Origin of the sequence: Mesorhizobium sp. M0968, from assembly GCF_040319065.1 — a bacterium.
GTDB lineage: Bacteria > Pseudomonadota > Alphaproteobacteria > Rhizobiales > Rhizobiaceae > Mesorhizobium.
In genome coordinates this window covers 89,024-108,849 of sequence record NZ_JAMYNL010000010.1, presented here as the reverse complement: position 1 = coordinate 108,849, position 19,826 = coordinate 89,024, and the positions used below count along the sequence as shown (strand labels likewise).

Sequence of the window (19,826 nt, the reverse complement as noted above, 5' to 3'; positions counted from 1 at the left end):
TCCTGTCCGGATGCGGGCTTGGCGGTTATCACTTTGGTGCGCATCATTCGTGCCAACTGTTTTGCGCTGCCCCTATTCCTAGAACTTCGCTTGGTTGCTTCTGAGGGCGCCGTGGTGATGACCGGATTTGTCGGCTTCTCGACATTGTCGCGTCGCAACCCGTGTCGCGGTCATTCCTGTCCGAACCGCTTCAGTACGGAGTCGAACGGGACAAAGGTGCGGCCCGGCGTGGCAGGTTTGTTCGGATCGTGGTCTTTGAGCACCTTGAAGACCCGATGGGTGAGCGGCGAGGAAACCGCGAAGTCCTCGTAAGCGCGTTCGAGCGTCGCGCGCACCCGCGCGGCAATCACCTGGTCGGGCAGACCGGAGAAATCTTCTTCGGCAAGATATTGGCCCACGCGCTTCATGATATGGAGCCGCGAGACATTCAGCACCTTCGGGTCATAGGAGACGCCAAGGACTGAGAAGAACTCCTCCGCAGCCGACAGGCGCTTCAGTCGTGCGAGGATGTCGGCGACATCAATGGGGCGGCTGTCAGCGGAACAATTCATTGCATTCTCCCTGGTCGCAAAACTGTGGCGTCGGTGCGCTCGCGAACGGCTGACCTGGACCCGCACAGCTCCGCGAGGGATGCCTCGCTGCACATTCCATCGTAGAGCTCGACCAGTTGAGTTGCAGTGATGGTCGATTTGGTCTCGGCCGCCTCGCGCCGGACGCGGGCCACCATCGCGGCTGCCAGATCCGGGTCGAGATCGCGACCGCTTTCGCTCAGCACATGGGCAATCGCAGTAGCGCCGGAATGCTTGCCGATGACGATACGCGGGCAGCGGCCCACGAGAGCTGGATCGAGCCCCTGATAAGTACGCGAGTCCTTCAGCAACCCTGCGACGTGAATGCCGGATTCGTGGGTGAAAACATCGGCGCCGACGACCGGCTTAATGGCCGCGGTTTGCCGGCGGGCGGCCCAAGCCACCTGGGCGGCGAGGTCGGGCAATGCGGTCAGCTCGATGCCGGTATCCGCGCCGTCGAGGACCGCCATCGCGGCGGCCACCTCTTCCAGCGCGGCATTGCCCGCACGCTCGCCGAGCCCCAGGACGGTGACGGACGCATGGCGCGCGCCTGCGCGGATCGCGGCAAGCGTGTTGGCGGCAGCAAGTCCGAGATCGTTGTGCGCATGAAATTCAAGGTCGATTGGAGACTGCGCCACAAGCTCGGCGACAAGTTCGAAGGTCGAAAACGGGTCGAGAACGCCGACTGTGTCGGCTAGCCTGAGGCGGCTTGCGCCGGCGCGTGCAGCCGTCTCGATGACGCGGGCGAGATGATCCCGATTGGCCCGCGAGGCATCCTCGCAGCCCACCGCGACGAAGAAGCCGGCGGCGGCTGCGCGCCTGACCATATGCTCGATGACCTGGAGCGCTCCCGCCTTATCGAGGCCGAGCTTGGCGGCAAGTTGGATGTCCGACGCAGGCAGCGATAGATTGACGGCGTGGACGCCGCTCTCGATCGCTGCATCGAGATCCAGCGACGTCATCCGGCACCAGGCCATGAGCCGAACCGGGAGACGCCGCGCGACCACGGCGCGAATTGTTTCGATCTCGTCGGCGCCCATGACCGGCGTGCCGATCTCGATCTCTGTGACGCCGGCCGCCGCAAGAGACTCGGCGATCTCCAGCTTTTCCGTCGTGGTAAAGGCGACGCCGGGCGCCTGCTCGCCATCGCGCAAGGTCGTATCGTTGAGAAAGACATGACGGGTCATGAACGGTAGCCTGTTTTGCTGCCGCTCAGGCATAGACCGGATTCAACGTCTTCGGAGCTTCGCTTACCCGGCACAGAACTGGGAAAGCCACGCAGCTTCTCCACGATTGCCGGCATGACCTCGAGCACCCGGTCGACGTCCGCTTCGCCGTTGTCCCGCGCCAAGGAGAAGCGGACTGCCGCGTGTGGCGTTTTCATCGCGCTCAGGACATGGCTCGGTTCCAGAGAGCCGGAGGTGCAGGCAGAGCCGGAGGAACACGCGATGCCCACGCGGCTGAGGAGGAGTGGAATTCCATCACTTTCGACATGTTCGAAGGAGATGTTTGCGGTGTTCGGCAACCGTTCCAGGGGATCTCCAGTGACACAGGTGCTTGGGATGCGCTGGAGAATCCCGTCCTCTAAACGGTCGCGGAGCGACTTTACCCGTGTGGTCTCGTCGTCCATGAATTTCAAGGCGAGTTCGGCCGCCATGCCGAGCCCGACTATGCCGGGCGTATTCTCGGTGCCAGCACGCCGGTTGTGTTCTTGGTGGCCCCCCTTGATCAGCGAGTGGAAATTGACGCCACGTTTTACGAAAAGCGCGCCGATCCCTTTCGGCCCGTGCAGCTTGTGGCCGGAGAGCGACAGCATGTCGATTGCGGTCGACTTCAGCTCCATCGGAAGCTTGCCGACCGCCTGCACAGCATCGGTATGGAAAAGGGCGCCAACTTCCTTGGCCAACTCGGCAAGCCTGGCCACGGGGAAGATCACACCAGTCTCATTGTTCGCCCACATTATCGAGACGATTGCGACCTGTGGGGTGAGGGCGGCCATATAGGCGTCGAGGTCGAGCCGGCCACGGCAATCCACCGGGATCCTGTGCACCTTGACGCGGCGGGTCTTCTCAAGATGCGCGCAGAGCGTCAGCACGGCGGGATGCTCGACCGCGGACGTCACGATCTCGGTTCGGTTGGGCGTCGCCTCGAGCGCCGAAAGAAGCGCTGCATTGTCGCTTTCTGTCCCACCCGAGGTAAAGGTGATCTCATCGTCGAACTCCGCGCCGATCAGAGCTTGCAACTGCCTCCGCGCCTTTCTCACCGCCGCACTGACTGAGGCGCCAAGAGCGTGCGCCGACGAAGGGTTGCCGAATTGATCCCTAAAGAACGGCAACATCGCTTGCACGACCTCAGGATCGACCCGTGTGGTTGCGTTGTTGTCGAGGTAGACAGGTTTCATGTGCGATCCTCAGTTGACCGGAATGACGCGAGCGCGCGACCGCCTCATTGAGCCTCTGGCGTATGCCGTTGATGATGATGGGCCCGAACTGGCAGCCGGCGCAGACGCCCGAGAGTTTGACGTAGACCGGATCGGCGTCGACATGGACAAGTCCGCAGTCGCCGCCGTCAGCCCGCAGGCAAGGACACCCGAACACGACAACGTTATCGATAAGCCGAATTTGGCGGAGCGGCGCGATTTGGCTGCCAGCAGCTTGGGTGCCACCAGGAACCGAACTGTTTCGGGAGGCGACCTTCTTTGCATCCTACCTGAAGCGATTGCCGGTCCCAAGATCGGCTTCGACCTTGCCTTGTTCTCGAGGACAGGGACATCTGTTGTGCCGGCCATATAAGCCTCCTCTGCCGCAAATGAGTCCGTCGGCGGCAATCGCTTCATGGACCCGCACAGGCGCTTCGGGCGATCAACTGAAGGACTTGCCGCAGCCGCACTTCTCGCGCGCGTTGGGGTTATCGAAGACAAAGCCGGAAGATTCGAGCCCGGTGAGGAAGTCGACGGTCATGCCGGCGACATGCGGTTGGGAGCCCGCGTCCACGAACAGCTTGATCCCATCTGTCTCGGTGATCGCGTCGCCCTCGCGCGACACGCTCTCCAGGCCCATTAAGTATTTGAAGCCGGCGCAGCCGCCGGCCTGGACCATGATGCGAAAGCCTTCCGCCGGCTCGCTGGCGCGGGAAAGAGCAGTCTTGATGGCGGCAACAGCGTTGTCGGTGAGCGTAATCATGGCTCCCTTCTCCTCAGTCCGGGACCTGCTTGCGCATCACGTTGCATGCACCGTGCCAAAGCGAAAAAACGTTTCAACACAGCGCGGCATCTCTGACACTGCCGTGGTTCTTGTGAGTCCATTGCTGCGAAGGTGTCGGCCAACCGACACGTACTGTCGGGTTTGTCGGGTCCGCCACGCGGGATGTTGGGCCTGAGTTGTTGGCTGAACTCACATTAAACCAATGACCATTACAGAAGACTCCTTCTGAGCTTGCTTCGGCGCAATTGGCACGGTTTTTGAAGCTCCACTGGCGAGGCGGCAAGAGACTGCCGATCCACAATCGTGTCGTGGGTGCCCTCGCGATCGATGCGGCGAAGCAAGGGAGCAACATGGTCAGGACTGGGTCAGACACGCTTTGTTTGGCGAAGCAGCGCCGCCCGTGGCATCCGAATGACCGATTGGCCGATTGCGACAACACCCACAATCGCTCACCACCGCCCGGTGGCCACCGACCGGCTCGATGAGATTCCATCGGCATGTGCCTGCTCATGTCACTCGGGTCTCGCCGCTCCGATAGCACCCCCGGTTTTCGCGCGGGTGCGACGACGTGCGCACGCTGTCCAGCGACACTTTGTTCACGGGCCAGCAGCAGATCAGGGTCGAGCATTACGGCACGCCCTATCGGCTGAAGATTCCCCGGCAGGGCAGCTGATCCTTACACGTAGGTGGAAGCAGGGGTAAGACATGGACCAGCGCGAGAAACCGTCGCCGGACGAAATCCGGCGGGCGTGCGAAGACAATCCGAAAATCCGGGAGCATGATCTCGCCGCTCGATTGGGCATTTCGGAAGCCGAATTGGTCGCGGCGCATTGTGGTCACGGCGCGGTGCGCATCGAGCCGCGTGTCGATGATCTGCTGACCGGCCTCGAAGCGGTCGGAGAGGTGATGGCGGTCACCCGCAACCAAAGTGCCGTGCACCAAAAGATCGGCGTCTACGACAAAGTGGTCACCGGCAACCCGCATGCCATGGTGCTCGGCGACGAGATCGACCTGCGCATCTTCCCGAAAGCGTGGGCGTATGGCTTCGCCGTCGAGAAGCGCGAGGGAGCCGAGATCCGCCGCAGCCTGCAATTCTTTGATGCCACCGGCGAGGCGATGCACAAAGTACATCTCAGGCCCGCCTCGAACCTGCACGCCTATCAGAATCTGGCGGCAGAGCTCGTATCCTCCGACCAGGAGCCGATCATATCGGTCGAGGCGAGCGGGGCGCGCGATAACGCAGTGAGTCCAGACCAAGCCGCCACGGTCGAAGACTTACGCGAGCACTGGAGCCGGCTGAGCGACGTGCATCAGTTCTACCATATGTTGAAGACACTGAAGCTCAGCCGCTGCCAGGCGATGCGTATGGCCGACGAGGATTACGCGTGGCTGCTCGACAATGATGCCGTTGGCGCCCTGTTCCAACAGGCGGCCGAAGACGAGATGCCGATCATGTGCTTTGTCGGCAATCGTGGTTGCATCCAGATCCATTCCGGCCCGATCAAGTCGGTCAAGCAGATCGGGCCGCGGATCAATGTGCTCGACGAGAACTTCCATCTCCATCTTAGGACTCATCACATCCGCGAGGTCTGGGCCGTGCGCAAGCCGACGAGGGACGGTCACGTCACGTCCGTTGAAGCCTATGGCGCCGACGGCAAGATGATCATCCAGTTCTTCGGCACCCGCAAGGAAGGCGAACGCGAGGGCAGCGACTGGCGGTTTCTGGCCGAGAGTCTGCCACGCATTCCCGGTCCGACCGACAGGGATGTGTAGTGTGCCGACAGGCCCTCGGATTGAACCGGCCGCCATAGGACTCGGCACCACGTTCCGACAGCGGCTGCCAGGTCGTAGCGCATACGGACGGTCAGGTGTGCACGCCGGAATTGACCGCATCGATACAGTTAGGCTCGTCGTCGGCCGGACCGCTGCGCGCGAGTGGATCGCCGTCTAACCGCAAATCCTTGCAGCGGCTCCGAGCGATATAACGCATACGCCATCAGTGCCGAACCGAAGCGCGGCTCGACCTTGTTGATAATTTCGATCATCGCGCGCAAGCGCCGCCGGGTCTTGTCGGACCGCACCCGATCCTTGCGCTGGATCGCGTCGTTGCTCAGTCCGGGCCGTGCGAGCGATCTCCTCGCTCGTCGACCGGAAGGCAGTGCAGCAGCAGCAAGGTCGAACAGCCCGATGTCGCGGACTCGACAAAACCAACCGTGGATGTCGGTGGTCGGACGTTGTCGTAAGAATGATGGACAGGTGAGCATCAACCTAGCGGCGGTGGGCCCAGTGCAGGCTGGCATCGCTTGGTGCAGCGCCATGGGTACGCCTATCCGGCACGCGACTTGCTTTGACAATTTGATCAGCAGGGCATCAGCAGGGCATCAGCAGTGCGTCACGGAGCTCAGCGATTGACCAGCCTCTCAACCCTAACGGGGATAAGCGGCGGCTTTGCTTCATGACCGCAGCGCGGCGGAGATGCCCCTTCTGATTGAATTCGCAACCGATCTCGTCCGCGCTGGTGCAGGTGGGCTGTATCGGGCGACAGAATCTAGAAGGCGCCCGACAAGAGATGTACCCATGCTGGAAATCGACTTTATGAACAGCGGTGCAATCTCAATCGAGCCATGAACGCCAATGTAGAGAAAGCAAAGTGGCGACCAACCCCGTTCCAGATCATGTCCCGCCCGAAATGGTGAGGGACTTCAGCCTGTTTACGTCACCAGGGATGTCACCGACGCCCAACGGGGATCCGCAAGCAGCCGCCGCTTGCGTACATGCCGGGCCGCCGATCTTCTATTCGCCCTGCAACACGCGCGATGGGCGAGGTACCTGGGTCATCACTCGCGCCAGTGACCAGCGCCGGGTGCTGCAGGACGCCGAAACGTTTTCGAGCCATCGCAGCATCTTCGCGTCCGCGCTTGGCGAAAACTGGCCGATGATCCCGCTTGAACTGGATCCGCCTGCCCATGGCGTTTTTCGCTCACTACTCAATCCGCTGCTTTCGCCAAAGCGGGTGATGGCTTTGGAACCGGCTGTCCGCGAACGGGCGGCCGAGCTGATCGAAAGGATCGCCGCGTCGGGCACAAGCTGCGACGTCATGAAGGATTTTGCCTTTCCTTTCGCGGTGAGCATCTTCCTTCGCTTTCTGGGGCTGCCGGATGACCGACTCGACACATTTGTCGGCTGGGGGAAAGATCTGCTTCACGGTGACGATGTGAAACGCCCGGCGGCGGCCCGGACGATCGTGGCATTCATCGACGAACTTGCAGCCACGCGCCGCGAGGAGGCGGTTGATGATTTCATGACCTTTATCGTGCAGGCACAGGTCGAGGGCCGCCGGCTGACGGACACCCAAGTCCGCGGCATCGGCGTGCTTGTCTTCGTCGCTGGGCTCGACACGGTCGCAGCAGCTATAGGCTTTGACTTGGCCTACCTCGCGCGCAACCTCAAAGATCAGCAATTGCTGCGGAGCGAACCGGACCGGATCGTGCTCGCGGCCGAAGAATTGCTTCGCGTCTATCCGACCGTTCAGTTGATCCGCGTGGCAACGAAAGATATCGACTTCGAAGGCGCGCCGATCCGGAAGGGGGACTATGTTTCGTGCGCCACGATGATTGCCAATCGTGACCCGGCGGAATTCGAATGCCCTAACACGATCGATTTGGAGCGCGAGGACAACCGCCACGCCGCCTTTGGCTATGGTCCCCACCGTTGCCTTGGCTCACACCTTGCCCGGCGGGAGATTGTCATTGCCCTGGAGGAGTGGCTGGCGCGCATCCCGGCCTTCCGGATCAAGGAGGGTACGGCACCCATCACCTCTGGTGGCCATGTGTTCGGGATCGAAAATTTGATCCTGGACTGGTCCTAGCCCGCCCCGAGCCGGGGCACAGACATGGAGGCAGCGTCATGCGCATCATCGTCCAAAATGCCAAATGCCAGGGTCACGCCCGATGCGCGGCGCAAGCGCCGGACATCTTCAAGCTTGATGGCGAGGGTTACATCCTGCCTGGTGACATTGAAGTTGCGGAAGGGGAGGAGCTGCCTGCATCGCGAGGCGCGCGATCCTGTCCTGAACGTGCGCTGGAACTCACCCGCGGACGCTTTGAATCGGACGTCATTCAACCGAGAGTCTGGCGGGCTTGAACGGGGTCGACCATGTGGCCCACTGGAAAGGACGGCACGCGACCTCTGTCCCAGCACGGTCCACGTCCAACTCCGCGGGGCATTTCCGGCGCCGAGGTGTTCCCCATGAGCCGCAAACGGCAGGGCGGGGGTTCGCGAAACACCTCTTCCAATCACAGAATTTGCGACAGAGCCGATGGACCAGACGAAAATGACCGAACTACTCGACCGCGAGGCGATCCGCGACTGCCTCTACCCGAAGAACTGCCCGACCCATGTTGCGGCCGGCCGGGTCGCTGCATGACTTGATATGACAAACCAGGAGAACGGCACCATATTTGCCCAACACTATGCCCGGCTCAGCACCGGCCGATGGCCGCAGATCGAGCTGGAGAGGAGGTTCGACCAGCATGTGCTTGCCTGTGTGCTTTCACGTGCGCTCGAGGAGGGCGAGGCCGGCGAGGCGACGGTGACGGAGGCAACCGGCCTTTCGCGCGCCGAGCTGCGCGATGTCCTGGCCCGCTGTTTCCCTGCTATTCCTATCAACGCGTTTGCCTTGGAAGAGGTGAGCGAGCCCGAGCCGGATCCGGAGGAAGAACTTCTGCGCGGACTGCTGCTGGAGCATGCCCGGCCGGGCGACCCGGCGAGCGCCCGCTTCGCCAAGATCATCGCCCGGCGTGCCATGCGCAATGACCATCTCTGGCAGGACCTTGGCCTTTTTAATCGAAGCGACCTCGGCTGCCTGCTCGCCTCGCATTTTCCGACGCTGGCGGCCGGCAACACCCAAAATATGAAATGGAAGAAATACTTTTACCGCAAGCTCTGCGAGGCCGAAGGTTTTTCGCTGTGCAGCGCGCCCAGTTGCCGGGAATGCAACGATTTGGAAAGCTGCTTCGGCCCGGAGGAAGGCGAAAGCCGCCCCACACGGATCAAGACCGGCGTCGCCTCGGATTGAGAGCCGCTTCGTCAGTCGTACAGCGCCAGCGCTCGCGCCGTGCCATAGGTCTCTTGTCGAATGTCGACGGACCTTCGAGGATTTGAATGCTGTGCCTGCTGTCCGATTGCTCCAATGCTCGCTTCGGCGGGCGCCGTCACATGGCGGTGCAGGACCCGACCTGCACCATCGCCGCCGAGCAACTGCTGTTCTCCCGGTCGTTGCTCCTCGCCTGCCTGGCCGGGGTCTATTCGGAGCGGGCCGGCGTCTTCGACACCGGGCTCGAGCGCAAGATCTGGCCGGCACCTTTGCGGCGCCTCGGCGGCCGCGGTTAAAGGCTCGGCCCGGCTCGGCCTGGGCGCCGCCGTAGCCACCGCCGTGGATTTTTCGCGCTAGTGCACGGTTTCGCCTGGATTACCCATCGCGGCGGCCAGATTGTCTTCGGCGTCGCCATCAATTTCATTGCTGCCGCTCCACCATCATTCTAGGCCAGGCTTCCGGCAGGGCGCGCGCCGGCGCTCTCTGGGGAACCTGGATTCGGAGTCAGAGCCCGTTCGACCGATAGCCAAAGAAGAGGTACTTGCCGTAAATTGACCGAGACGATGTTCTGCCATCGCATCGATCTAACCCGTTGAGGGTGAACCGAAAAAACGGACGTTTCCCGATGCATTCCGAGAGGAACCGAAGCCTTCCGGTAGCTCCGTGCAACATCTGCAACACAGCCTAACACGCCCACCATGGTTGCGGGAAGGACTCATGCTGGAACTAGCCCTCGCTGTCACATTCTGGGGGAGGTTTCCCTACCTTCCATCATTGCCATGCTTACGCGTCTCGTTTGATCGAACCGTTGACGGCAACCTTTGCGGTGTTGCGCCGTACGCGCTGATCGACGACGTTTCGTTCCTTCAAATAATCTGCACACCGTTGCCTGTCTCGGCATCATCAAAGGGGCGGCAAGTGTGCTACGGCGCGCCTTGGGTAATTCAAGGCGGAGGATATCGCCGCCTATCGCATGCAGAATGCCCCGCGGCCTGGCGCACGAACTCCACGCTGAGTAGGTCCCCAACTGTTGTCCGCGACTTCCTCTACGCCACGCGCTCGACACGCTCGCCTGCAGGCTCTTGCGTTCGAAGTACGACATGTTCTTCATCTACCATACCAGCGACCATTGACGAGCCAATGGCCTCATAGTCACAACCCATCAGAGCCGCGGTCGGCTAACTGCGACGTATAGCGAATTCCTGCCGACAGCGTCCGAGCCATCGTACGAGGCCAAGTTCGGGATCACAACCACGTCGAATTCAAGCCCTTTGGCTTCTACCGGGGTCGTGAAATGAGTGTGAAACCGCATCGTCAGCTTTGAATGGCCGAGATCATTGGATTTCGGAAGTTCGCATCGAGATCGCCCTGCATCAACGCAAACCACCGATCAACATCCTGGTCGTCTGCACAAATTAGGGCCACGCTCGCGGTCTCCGGAGCGCGACAATGCGATCGATCGCCATCCGGGCGAACTCCGCGGGATCCTCGTATACGTCCAGCGGAGCATAGCAGGTTGCTCGACAGTTACCTTACACGAGGCGAGCAATCGCGAAGGGAAGCGGCAGTATATGAGAGCTGCGCTTGGAGTCACTCCCTCTACAATGTGATCCGTCAATACCACAATGACGCGGACAAGTGGTTGAAACACCTCGGCCTGTAGTTCGCTGTTAAGCAGCCCAGCAGTCCTTGTGCGCGGTGGCGGCGGTATCTTCGTCTACGGCACACTGCTTGCCGCCCGCCGACTTGATTGCCTTTCATTCAGCCGGAGGTTGGTCTTCTCGTGGTGCTACGAGGTCAAGCCAGGCGAGCACGGAGGCAGGTGGCGGCGCATCCCCATTGTCGCGCCAATCAAATAGCGCCTCGTTCCCCGCCCGTACGTGACAGACGGTAAAGGCCACTTCCCGATCGCGGCTATTGTCCACGAGAATAGCTGCGTCCGCGACGTCTAGCGCTTTATTGATTGCCTTCTGCGTGCGTGGGAACCGATCGAAGAGCTTTTGCGGGTCAACTGCATGACCGCCGCGGCTAACGCGTGTCTCGACGCGAGCAATGGAGAGCTCGGCCGAGGTAAGGCCGACGAAGAAAATGATGACGTAGTACCCTTCTGCTTGCATTTGCCGAATCTGGTCGATCTTGGAGACAACGGTGCCGTCGTCCTGGGGCTGCCAGTATGAGAAGACGGTCTCCATGGCGAAGGGGACTTTGTTGGCCAGGGCCTGGGCGACGAAGGCTTCGACGCCCTTCTGGGCGACGCGCATCCAACTCTGGTCGTCGTCGCGCAACTGCTGCGCCCAATGCGGGAGTGCGCCACTCCTTCGAGGCTCAGGCAATATCGACATCATCATGCGATCGGCGTTTATTAGCGGAATCTTAAGCACAGGGGCAAGCTGCTGCTGCCACATAGTCGACTTGCCCGAGCCATTGTGGCCGGCCAGCACAATGGCAAGAGGCTTGGAGGACTCGATCTGAAGGGCGACGACCCGCCTTACGGCAGGTCCAAGCTTATCCATTCGAGGCGACGAACTTGCCGCTGTGGAAAACGCCGTACACCTTCTGGCCGTCAAGTTCGCGCACGATCTCTTTGGGCCGGGCGTCATCGACGTAATAGAGCGGCACGCCCTTGGAAGGCCGGAGCGATATGCCCGGCCGCGAGATTTTGTCGGCTGCACGCTTCAGCGCCGACTGGCCGGCGGCGACATTTCGCGCCACCACGTCGGCCTTAGGTTTGGCGGAGGCTACCGTAACCTTGCCAAAGGTGACATTTCGGTTGGACTTAGGCTTGAGTCCACCGGTGCGCGGTTCGGCCGCAAATCTGATTTCGGTTTTCTTGGCCATTGTCTCAGCGCTCAAGCAAACGTCTGGCGACGTTGATTCTCTCTTTAAGGCCCTGTTGGAAGTCGGGATCCTTCCGACGAGCATCGATATGTTTTGATATGGCAGCGCGGATGATGTCCGACACGGGTCTATCCTCGACACTTGCCACTGTTTCCAAGGCTTCCGCCTGCTCGGCTGATAGCCGAATGGTCATAGCTTTTGGTGCTTTCATGGCACCAATATGGTTACATCGCACCTATCTTGTCAACCGGTATGGTGTCATGGTATCTCGGTATCAATTAACGGAGATATAAGATGAGCGACGAAATGAAAAAGGATGGCGCCGACGATGATCATGGTCATCATGGTGGCGATCAGAAAATCAACATCAAGATCGACCGGGAGACCTTTAAGGTCGACAAGGAGCGTATGACCGGGCACGAACTGCGCCTCCTGCCTACCCCGCCGGTGGGGCTGGAGCGTGATTTCTTCGAGGTTGTACCCGGCGGGTCGGATCGCAAGATCGCTGAAACCGATGTGGTTGAGCTCAAGAATGGGATGCGGTTCTTCACTGCCCCCGCTCAGATCAACCCTGGTTGCGAGGGCTAGGTCGATGCTCCCGGCGGCTGATGTCGAATTTCTCGAGGCGAAAGCGCCAGGCCATTCCACGGCGCTCGACTCCGGCATGATCTGTGTGAGGGTGCCGGAGTTTGTCTTGCCGCCCGGGCTGAGCGTCCGGAATGCAGACCTGCTGTTGCGCCTGTCGCCGGGCTATCCTGACGTGCCGCCAGATATGTGGTGGTTTTATCCGGGGGTGTTTCGGGCCGACGGCTCGCGCATCGAAGCGACCGATTCGATCGAGCACTATTTTGGGCGTGACTGGCAGCGCTGGTCACGGCATCTGGACCCGCAGCGCTGGATGGCCGGTATCGACTCCCTGGAGAGCTATTTCGCCTTGATCGCGAGTGAACTCCACAAGGCGGCGAAACGGATGGCAGCATGACTGCCACCCTCGTGCTTTCCAACCCGGTGATGAATGAGATCATGGTGGCCTCGGGCAACCCGCTCGAGACAGCCGGGGTGCTCCGAGCCGTGTTGGTTAGGACGCCTGCGGGCCATATCCGGCTCTTGGGCCGTGGCATCGACTGGGTGCCGGACAATGCCTATCTAGACCGCCGCCATGATGGCCTCGGAATCTCGTCGGAGGGATATGTTGGCTCGCTTGGGAAGGCGGAGGCCCGTGGTGAAATTGCTATCTGGTTTCACACTCATCCGGGCGTCGGCTCCTCGCCGCGGCCGAGCCAACATGACGAGCAGGTCGACGGTCAGATAGCAGACCTCTTCCGGGTGCGCACCGGGCAAGAGTTTTATGGCACTCTGATCGTGGCGCCCACTGGGCACGGCATCGCCTTTACCGGAACGTTGCAACACGAGGACGGCGCGCGCTTTGCGCTCGATCGGTTGTGGGACGTTTCCGACACTTGGCGCCTCGTCAAGTCCTACAACGATCCCTCGCCGCCACTGGCATCGATGTTCGACCGTAATGTGCGGGCCTTTGGCGGTGAGGTGCAGCGTACCCTGAGTGAGCTGACGATAGGGATCGTCGGTACCGGCGGCACCGGTTCGGCCGTCGCCGAGCAATTGGTACGGGTGGGTGTCCGGCATCTGCACGTGATCGATGCCGATGAGTTGTCTCTTTCCAACGTTACACGTGTTTACGGCTCCCATCCGGACCAGGTCGGGCAGCCCAAGGCGGAGGTGGTGCGCGATCATCTGCTTTCGATCGCTCCTGATCTGGACTGCCAGGTCCAAGTGGGGATGATCGTCGACCAGCCTATTGCCCGTGAACTCTGTGAGTGTGACCTTGTGTTTGGCTGTACCGACGACAATGCCGGGCGGCTGGTGCTGTCGCGGCTCGGGACCTACATGCTGACGCCGGTTATCGACATGGGAGTGCTGCTGTCGAGCGATCACGGGGGCAATCTGCGCGGTATCGACGGCCGCGTTACGGTGATGGCGCCGGGAACGGCGTGCCTCCTCTGCCGGAACAGGATCGATGTACGCCGCGCCGCAGCCGAGCTAATGAACGAAGACGAGCGCCATCGCCTCGCCGGCGAAGGCTATGCGCCCGTGCTGGCCGGCGTCGAGCCGGCGGTGGTCACCTTTACGACGGCGGTGGCCGCCGCCGCCACTTCGGAGTTGCTCGAACGGCTGACCGGTTATGGCCCGGATCCGAGACCCTCGGAAGTTCTGTTGCGGCTGCACGACCGTGAAATCTCAACCAATATTGTTGAGCCGCGCGAGCATCACTATTGTCATCCGGCCAGCGGCAAGCAAGGTCTCGGAAATACGACTCCCTGGCTCGAACAAGTTTGGCGGAATGCATGAAGATCAGGTGGTGGGACTGGCTCCCGTTCCGCAGATGGCGGGTCGTGGGGTTGGTCGAGGACGCGGACGAGCTTCCCCCTCGGCTGCCGCGCACCGGCGCTGTATTGGTGACCTCGGCTGGCTATGACAAGTGGGTCGCGTTCGACTGCCCGTGTAAGCGGGGTCACCGGATAATGCTCAACATAGACGAGGCCCGCCGGCCATACTGGCATGTCGCCCTGGGCAAAGATCGCATTCTCACCATCGCGCCTAGTATTGATTACACCGATGCGCAAAAGCGCTGCCATTATTTCATGCGCGATGGCCGCATTCAGTGGGCAAAGGATTGGCTATGACCAATGCAAAGATCGACAAAAAGTCCGAGAAACCACCAGCGTCGGTCGCCGCGGCCGCGCCGGCGCCCAAGCCATCCAAAACGCCACTCTATTCGGCCTTCAATGCGTCCCGCTATATGCGGCAGCAACTGATCAAGCAGATCGAGGAAGAGACCGGAGCCAAGCTGCTCTGCTACATGGCAACAGCAGAGATCGACCGCGACGATGTCATGTTCTTCGTCGACTTGATCCATAACGTGCCCAAAGGCAGCAGCATCGATTTGTTGCTGCACACGCCCGGCGGGGACGTCGATGCGGCTGAAAAGCTGATTGAGCTAGTGCGGAACCGCAAGGGCGACGGCAAGTTCCGAGTTATTGTTCCGGATCGCGCCAAGAGCGCCGGCACCCTGATCGCGCTCGGCGCGGACACTATCGTAATGAGCGACACCTCCGAGCTAGGTACTATCGATCCGCAGTACATCGGCAAGGATGCGCACGGCAACGAAGTGCACCTGTCCGTCTTTGACTACCTCTCTTCGTACGAGACCTATGCTGAGCAGCTGCGGAAGGACCCGAACGATCCCGCCGCTCGGGCGATGTTCGAGAAATTCGATCCGGCTGTCCTCAATAAGTTCAAACAGGTTAAGAGTCGCGCCCGCATCTTCGGCGAGAACCAGCTCAAGCGTCATGGCACGACCTACACCGCCATCGTCGCGCAACTCATGGACACCAAGACCTATCCTTCGCACGGACAGATGATCGGCGCCGATCACGCCAAGCAGATGGGTCTGCAGGTCGACGTGATGCAGATGGACGAGCCGTTGTGGCAATCTCTGTGGCAGCTCTACTGCCACTTCCGGCTAGCCCTAACTCAGCCAGGCATCAGCAAGATGTTTGAATCTGCCTACGCTTCCAACTCGGAATGAGCGTGCATGGTTGATTCCGGAATTTGGTAGTAAAGGCTACCGACCAGCTTAGGCTCCGGCAGCCTAGGAATCTAAGAAAGTGTGGCGCAGCTGGCGCCACGAGAGATTCAAGCCGCCGTTGATTTCGGGAACACCACCATCCCCTGCTTCTTCCATCAGACGCGCGCCAAGTACGGTTTGCGCACTTAAAACACAGCTGGCCGCGTAACGATTCATTCCCGTCTATCCAATCGAGAGTCTTCGCAGTTCCCCCGCCACATTGGCTCCGAACTGCAGATCATGCAGTCGGCTTTCGTTGAGGTCGGTAATCAGGGCGCCCATGTTCTGCCACCTGAGACGACGACCACCACCTGATGCCCGCATGCCTCGACCATCGACCAACTCGATCAGCTTGTCCTGGGCTTCGGGCGAGATACCGAGTGCATTGCCCGTATAGACGAACTGAAGTCCGGTCAGCTTGCCGAAGTCCCCTATATGCCTGTCCGGTTCAAACTCCGGCAGAATCTCTGGTACCCCCTGAACAAGAGTGGGATTAAGGATTTCGACCTCGCTCCACATGGCCGTGCCGATCGTGTTGGTGACCTCCGAAATCCACGGACTTGCGACGCCGTGGAACGAAAGGATCAATTCTCTTTTGGCGCGGGTCATCGCGACATAGAGTTTACAAGAAGTGCGATACGCCTCCTCTTCAGGAGCATCGTGCGGCGGCAAAATTCCGTCACGGCACTGAAGAATGATCAGCGTGTCAAATTCGTAACCCTTCGTCTGCTCCAGATCGCAAAACACGAGGCGATCCGAGCTGGGATCGTAGGCGCCGTCAAGCGCGGTGACGCCGCAACTCTTTGCGAATCCCTTTACGTCCCGGCTGGAAAACCCCGCAAAAGCGACGCACACGGTCTTGGCGCCTTGCTCCAACCGCGACGCGGCATAAGTCCGTGCATAGGCTATTTCCTCTTCCAGCGTATCCGCCGCAAGCGCCATTGGAACGTCGCCGCTGAAGTTCGCGAACTTTGGGTCCAGAATTTCCAGATCCTCACTGTTGAACATTTCCTCGTAAAGATTGTTTCGCAGCACGTCATAAGCTGCCGTGAGGATTTCTCGGCTGTTTCTATAATTCTGCCGGATACGTTCGCGGGTGATGCTGGCGAGACCCGCATCGGTAAGGGATCGGTGCTTCGGCAGTATGGTTTGGGCGATGTCGCCACACAGGAATATGTCGTTTGGTCCGGTTTTGACGAGATGTCGAATAATGCGAAGCTCAGTGGTGCCGAAGTCCTGTGCTTCGTCAACGAGGATGTTCGTGTAGAGGGGCCCAATTTTGTCCCGGTGCTTCGTCAATGCCGATGTCAAACCGAGATAGTCGATGACGCCTACATCGCGCATCTTCCTCTCCCAGCCGTCTAGTCCCTCCAGCAGGCTCTGCCTGCGTTCGGGTAAGATCGGAAACCTGCGACCCTTTCGCTCTAGATCCAAATATGTCGCGCGACCATCCGGTGCGACGGCACTTCTTATCCAGTCGAATTCCTCACGCAAATAGGCTTCGCCATTGACGTTGCGCGCAGTCATCGATCTGTGCAGCGGCATCAGTATCTTCGCGTCGTCATTGTTCGTCCACTGGCGGTAATACTCGCGGAACACCTCGTCGACATGTTCGCCAGACTTCCAGGTCACATCGCTGAAATGGCGGTCATTCTGCGGTTCGAACATATGCAGAAGCCGCTGAGCCAATTGGAAAAATGAGATGACTTCAATCCTGCCCCTCACCAAAGCGTCGGTGCAGGCGGCATCGACGAGCTGTCCGAGCAGGCCGGCAAGACTCCGGTTCAGCGTGAGCAACAAAATCTTCGCATTCGACGATTCCGCCAAGCGCATAGCACGGCGAACGGCTACACAGGTCTTGCCCGAACCCGAAACGCCAGAAAGCTGGGAAACACCGACGTAGTCGGCTTTTACCACCTTTTCCTGCTCGGGGTGAAGATAGAGAAACCACTCGTACCAGTTGGATCGTTTGTCAAATGCGGCCAGCCAGGCCTCGTATTCGGGAGACCCGATGCGCAGCCGACGGATGTCCTCCCCATCGGCCACCTCGAGCATCTCGGATTCGCCGACATCGTCGAGGAGCCCGATCCGGCCCATACTGAGATCGACATGGGCCTGTGCGCCGTCATAGTTACCCGCGAGGAGTAGACTAAAGACGGCCCGCGCGAGTTCAGCCTTCTGCGCTCCGGGAATCTCGCCGACCAGGGATTCGAGCTCGGCCGTGGTGGAGCGGGCGTCGAGCGCCTCAAGCTTCCTCGCCACGCTACGCGGGAGGCCGTCCAGCACGTGATCCATCGCTTCTGCGTCGAGGCGCTCGACGAGCGGCTTGTCGTGGTGGTCGGCGCGAAACTCGCTCCCATGTGCGATTTGGAGGCCCGATCCCGGAACCAGTTTCGTTCTGCCGTCCTTAACGGCAAACTGCTGACCACGGTGAGCATCGAGCCAATGGTCAGTGTCAGCGTGGTCGCCGACGAAGAGAAATCCGCAGGTCTTGTCCGTTTGCTGCGTTACAAGTCGCCAGCCGTCACCGAGATCGTATTTGACGCAATTGCGTATGCGGTTCTCGCCGTGGTTGGTGACGGAAATTCCAATGAATCGGAAAGGGTCTGGTTCTCCAAGGCTATTCAGAATTGCCTTGACTTTGATTGCCCTGTTCTTCCCTTGCCCCCCGGTTTGAATGGCGCGGTGTAAGGACTTATCGAATTCCTTCGTGATGAAATATGCGATTTGCCCGCCGCCGGGGCGGGCCTCGGCCTTGATGCCTGATGTGATGTTCACGATTCCCCCGGTTCTCTTGCTATACCCCAGCCGACAGTCCTGATCGGCGATGCTGGTTCTTCTCCGAAGAGTACTCTTACCGCCACCCTCGAAACGATGCCCGTGATCGGGCCTAGGCGGCTCAATCGAGCAGCCGGCCCCAATCACGAGCGCCACGCGGCTGCCACCTGGCCCCGATATCGCCTGAAGCAGGTCCGGTCGGAAGGTTCACCCTGGATCCTTTGCTTTCACTACCGAATGGCAAACGACAATTAGCCGTTGATTGTAGGCGCAAGTACAAGAGTTTGTCACTTGGCCTCCCCACCACGAGAGAAGACGTCTATATGGGAAAATTGCGGGGGATCATACATCGGCGTCGTTTCGCAAATGAGCCGACCGGATTGGTAGCGTGAGGGCATGAAAGTTCCGCAGAAGCGGCAGTTCATTGCGTCTCCTGCCGTGCCGCGGTGAGGGTCTGCGATGGCGCACCGCTCCATGACACCCGCAGGGTCCTTTTCGCCACCTCGCGGCCACATGTAGCAGCGAACGCTCCCGCTCAAGGGTCTCTCGCCGGTCGGCAGCACCAACCGCCGCAGATAGGGCCACCGTTGGTGGGAATTTCACCCTCTGAAAGGAAGGGGATCCGAACGGCTGCGAACTCCAGTCCCTTTGGCCGCAACAGCGCCGTACGCAGGACGTAGAACGTCTGGCTGCGGCTGCCGTACGGTGCGTGGCGTGAGTCCAGATCCTGCTAGATTGCAACTAGAACGTTACTAGCAACGGGGAGGGACATGGCTGCACCACAGAAATCCACGAAGACAATGAAAACCGCGAGCACGATGCACGTGCGTCGCGGTGATAGGGAGCTTCGTGCCCTCGGCCTGAGAAAAATAGGCGCATACACATGGGATGAGCGACTGCTGAAGCAGCCCGCCTTCGAAGGCACAGAAACAGTCAACGCGCCATTGGATTGCGCCAGATCAATGTCGTAGTCTCACGAGTGAAGACGCTCGGGCGGGCGATCAAAACGGTCGCTGGGAGACTGACGACGGAGCCGTCTACGGCAGCCATCCTCGCGGACCTTGCTGCCCAACCGGCGCTCTCTTCCTTCGCGACGGGCCCGCAAATTGTACATCGGAATCTCACGCTTGTTGGTCATTCGCGCTAGGAGCGGGAGTTCCCGCGGCATTGTGCTGGTTTGTTCTCGGTTAATCCTGGACATCAAACGTAGCCTCGGCTCCTACCGTCCTCAGGAAGCGGACCGGCTGCGGTTCAGGATGCTGGCGGTGGCGGCGATAGCGCCGGAATGGGTGGCTGAACACCAGGGGCCTCTCCTGGTGAAGATCGAGACCGCGATCGTCGATGGAGCCGATCAGGTGTCCGATCCCGAGCGGGGCGTCTTCCGGCTTTCAGAGATCGACGAGCTTCTCGAATCCGAGGGCGCTGCTGACTCCATCAGGCAGTTCCGGGAAGCGTTCTCCGGTCGGGTCCAGGATGAGCTTGCGGAGTGAACCCTGCGGGCGATCATCCGCTACCTAGGCACGAGCAGGCCTCTGTCATTTCATTGTAGGCGTCTGTGACGCAACAGCCCCGCTTCGGATACGCGCAGCGCTCATCGTCGCCAAATGGAAACCGGTGCCGGCGAGGTTCGCGTGTCTGGCGGCGAAGGTCGCCATGGCCCGGAGGTGAAGCCGGCGAGGCGCTTGCGCTGGTCCATG

Annotated in this window: 22 protein-coding genes and 2 pseudogenes; 12 read left to right on the top strand and 12 right to left on the bottom strand. The window is 60.4% G+C overall.

Features of this window, described 5'->3' with window-relative positions:
* Positions 1-170: 170 nt before the first annotated feature.
* The 5 genes from nifW to NKH67_RS19215 all read right to left on the bottom strand — a co-directional run bounded on the left by nifW (position 171) and on the right by NKH67_RS19215 (position 3,751).
* On the bottom strand, positions 171-551 hold the full coding sequence (gene nifW / locus NKH67_RS19235) for a nitrogenase stabilizing/protective protein NifW (RefSeq protein ID WP_352752956.1): 381 nt from the start codon (positions 549-551) through the stop codon (positions 171-173).
* A complete protein-coding gene (gene nifV / locus NKH67_RS19230) occupies positions 548-1,756 on the bottom strand; it encodes a homocitrate synthase (RefSeq protein WP_353031584.1) in 1,209 nt (402 codons plus the stop codon). The genes nifW and nifV overlap by 4 nt, the downstream gene beginning before the upstream one ends.
* Positions 1,753-2,970 (bottom strand): cysteine desulfurase NifS, encoded by a 1,218-nt coding sequence (gene nifS / locus NKH67_RS19225; RefSeq protein ID WP_353031582.1) that lies wholly within the window; start codon positions 2,968-2,970, stop codon positions 1,753-1,755. The genes nifV and nifS overlap by 4 nt, the downstream gene beginning before the upstream one ends.
* On the bottom strand, positions 2,921-3,166 hold the full coding sequence (locus NKH67_RS19220; protein WP_352491468.1) for a NifU family protein: 246 nt from the start codon (positions 3,164-3,166) through the stop codon (positions 2,921-2,923). The genes nifS and NKH67_RS19220 overlap by 50 nt, the downstream gene beginning before the upstream one ends.
* Positions 3,167-3,430: 264 nt before the next feature.
* Positions 3,431-3,751, bottom strand: coding sequence for a HesB/IscA family protein (locus tag NKH67_RS19215; protein WP_023678237.1), 321 nt, complete (start codon positions 3,749-3,751; stop codon positions 3,431-3,433).
* Between the two features lie 589 nt (positions 3,752-4,340).
* Here NKH67_RS19215 and hemP point away from each other — a divergent pair.
* Both hemP and NKH67_RS19205 read left to right on the top strand, forming a co-directional pair.
* The gene (gene hemP / locus NKH67_RS19210) at positions 4,341-4,445 is read left to right on the top strand and encodes a hemin uptake protein HemP (RefSeq protein ID WP_352692227.1); all 105 of its coding nucleotides are present in this window, start codon (positions 4,341-4,343) and stop codon (positions 4,443-4,445) included.
* Positions 4,446-4,477: 32 nt separating this feature from the next.
* Complete coding sequence (locus tag NKH67_RS19205) at positions 4,478-5,545, top strand: hemin-degrading factor (protein ID WP_353031580.1); 1,068 nt, start codon at positions 4,478-4,480, stop codon at positions 5,543-5,545.
* A gap of 91 nt (positions 5,546-5,636) precedes the next feature.
* Here NKH67_RS19205 and NKH67_RS19200 read toward each other — a convergent pair.
* A pseudogene (locus tag NKH67_RS19200) lies at positions 5,637-5,977 on the bottom strand (hypothetical protein).
* Between the two features lie 445 nt (positions 5,978-6,422).
* Between NKH67_RS19200 and NKH67_RS19195 the strand changes: the two are divergent.
* The 4 genes and pseudogenes from NKH67_RS19195 to NKH67_RS19180 all read left to right on the top strand — a co-directional run.
* Positions 6,423-7,640 (top strand): cytochrome P450, encoded by a 1,218-nt coding sequence (locus tag NKH67_RS19195; RefSeq protein WP_353031578.1) that lies wholly within the window; start codon positions 6,423-6,425, stop codon positions 7,638-7,640.
* A gap of 38 nt (positions 7,641-7,678) precedes the next feature.
* Positions 7,679-7,915: a ferredoxin gene (locus NKH67_RS19190; protein ID WP_353031576.1), complete on the top strand. Its 237-nt coding sequence runs from the start codon at positions 7,679-7,681 to the stop codon at positions 7,913-7,915.
* A gap of 289 nt (positions 7,916-8,204) precedes the next feature.
* Positions 8,205-8,849, top strand: coding sequence for a nitrogen fixation protein NifQ (locus NKH67_RS19185; protein WP_353031574.1), 645 nt, complete (start codon positions 8,205-8,207; stop codon positions 8,847-8,849).
* 140 nt (positions 8,850-8,989) lie between these two features.
* Positions 8,990-9,324 (top strand): annotated as a pseudogene (locus tag NKH67_RS19180) (ABC transporter permease); the annotation flags it as partial.
* A 705-nt stretch (positions 9,325-10,029) separates the two neighbouring features.
* On the opposite strand, the gene NKH67_RS19175 reads toward NKH67_RS19180, so the two are convergent.
* The 4 genes from NKH67_RS19175 to NKH67_RS19160 all read right to left on the bottom strand — a co-directional run bounded on the left by NKH67_RS19175 (position 10,030) and on the right by NKH67_RS19160 (position 11,898).
* Entirely contained in the window at positions 10,030-10,179 is a 150-nt protein-coding gene (locus tag NKH67_RS19175; protein ID WP_352833768.1) for an ATP-binding domain-containing protein, read from the bottom strand.
* Positions 10,180-10,624: 445 nt separating this feature from the next.
* Positions 10,625-11,380, bottom strand: coding sequence for a zeta toxin family protein (locus NKH67_RS19170; RefSeq protein WP_353031572.1), 756 nt, complete (start codon positions 11,378-11,380; stop codon positions 10,625-10,627).
* A complete protein-coding gene (locus NKH67_RS19165; RefSeq protein WP_353031570.1) occupies positions 11,373-11,705 on the bottom strand; it encodes a hypothetical protein in 333 nt (110 codons plus the stop codon). Before NKH67_RS19165 ends, NKH67_RS19170 begins: the two co-directional genes overlap by 8 nt.
* Positions 11,706-11,709: 4 nt before the next feature.
* Positions 11,710-11,898: a ribbon-helix-helix protein, CopG family gene (locus NKH67_RS19160; protein ID WP_353031629.1), complete on the bottom strand. Its 189-nt coding sequence runs from the start codon at positions 11,896-11,898 to the stop codon at positions 11,710-11,712.
* A 101-nt stretch (positions 11,899-11,999) separates the two neighbouring features.
* Between NKH67_RS19160 and NKH67_RS19155 the strand changes: the two genes are divergently transcribed.
* From NKH67_RS19155 to NKH67_RS19135, 5 genes are read left to right on the top strand one after another with little or no spacing between them, the layout of a single operon-like run.
* A complete protein-coding gene (locus tag NKH67_RS19155; RefSeq protein ID WP_352833682.1) occupies positions 12,000-12,293 on the top strand; it encodes a multiubiquitin domain-containing protein in 294 nt (97 codons plus the stop codon).
* Positions 12,294-12,297: 4 nt separating this feature from the next.
* Positions 12,298-12,687, top strand: coding sequence for an E2/UBC family protein (locus NKH67_RS19150; RefSeq protein ID WP_352833683.1), 390 nt, complete (start codon positions 12,298-12,300; stop codon positions 12,685-12,687).
* A complete protein-coding gene (locus NKH67_RS19145) occupies positions 12,684-14,072 on the top strand; it encodes a ThiF family adenylyltransferase (protein WP_353031567.1) in 1,389 nt (462 codons plus the stop codon). Before NKH67_RS19150 ends, NKH67_RS19145 begins: the two co-directional genes overlap by 4 nt.
* A complete protein-coding gene (locus NKH67_RS19140; RefSeq protein WP_352833689.1) occupies positions 14,069-14,407 on the top strand; it encodes a ubiquitination-like system serine protease family protein in 339 nt (112 codons plus the stop codon). The genes NKH67_RS19145 and NKH67_RS19140 overlap by 4 nt, the downstream gene beginning before the upstream one ends.
* A complete protein-coding gene (locus tag NKH67_RS19135; RefSeq protein WP_353031565.1) occupies positions 14,404-15,312 on the top strand; it encodes an SDH family Clp fold serine proteinase in 909 nt (302 codons plus the stop codon). Before NKH67_RS19140 ends, NKH67_RS19135 begins: the two co-directional genes overlap by 4 nt.
* Positions 15,313-15,375: 63 nt before the next feature.
* Here the strand turns inward: NKH67_RS19135 and NKH67_RS19130 are convergent, their stop codons facing one another.
* The gene (locus tag NKH67_RS19130) at positions 15,376-15,528 is read right to left on the bottom strand and encodes a hypothetical protein (RefSeq protein ID WP_353031563.1); all 153 of its coding nucleotides are present in this window, start codon (positions 15,526-15,528) and stop codon (positions 15,376-15,378) included.
* A gap of 6 nt (positions 15,529-15,534) precedes the next feature.
* Entirely contained in the window at positions 15,535-18,129 is a 2,595-nt protein-coding gene (locus NKH67_RS19125) for a 3'-5' exonuclease (protein ID WP_353031561.1), read from the bottom strand.
* 1,127 nt (positions 18,130-19,256) lie between these two features.
* On the opposite strand from NKH67_RS19125, the gene NKH67_RS19120 reads away from it, so the two are divergent.
* Positions 19,257-19,619 (top strand): hypothetical protein, encoded by a 363-nt coding sequence (locus NKH67_RS19120; protein WP_353031559.1) that lies wholly within the window; start codon positions 19,257-19,259, stop codon positions 19,617-19,619.
* Positions 19,620-19,826 lie beyond the last annotated feature (207 nt).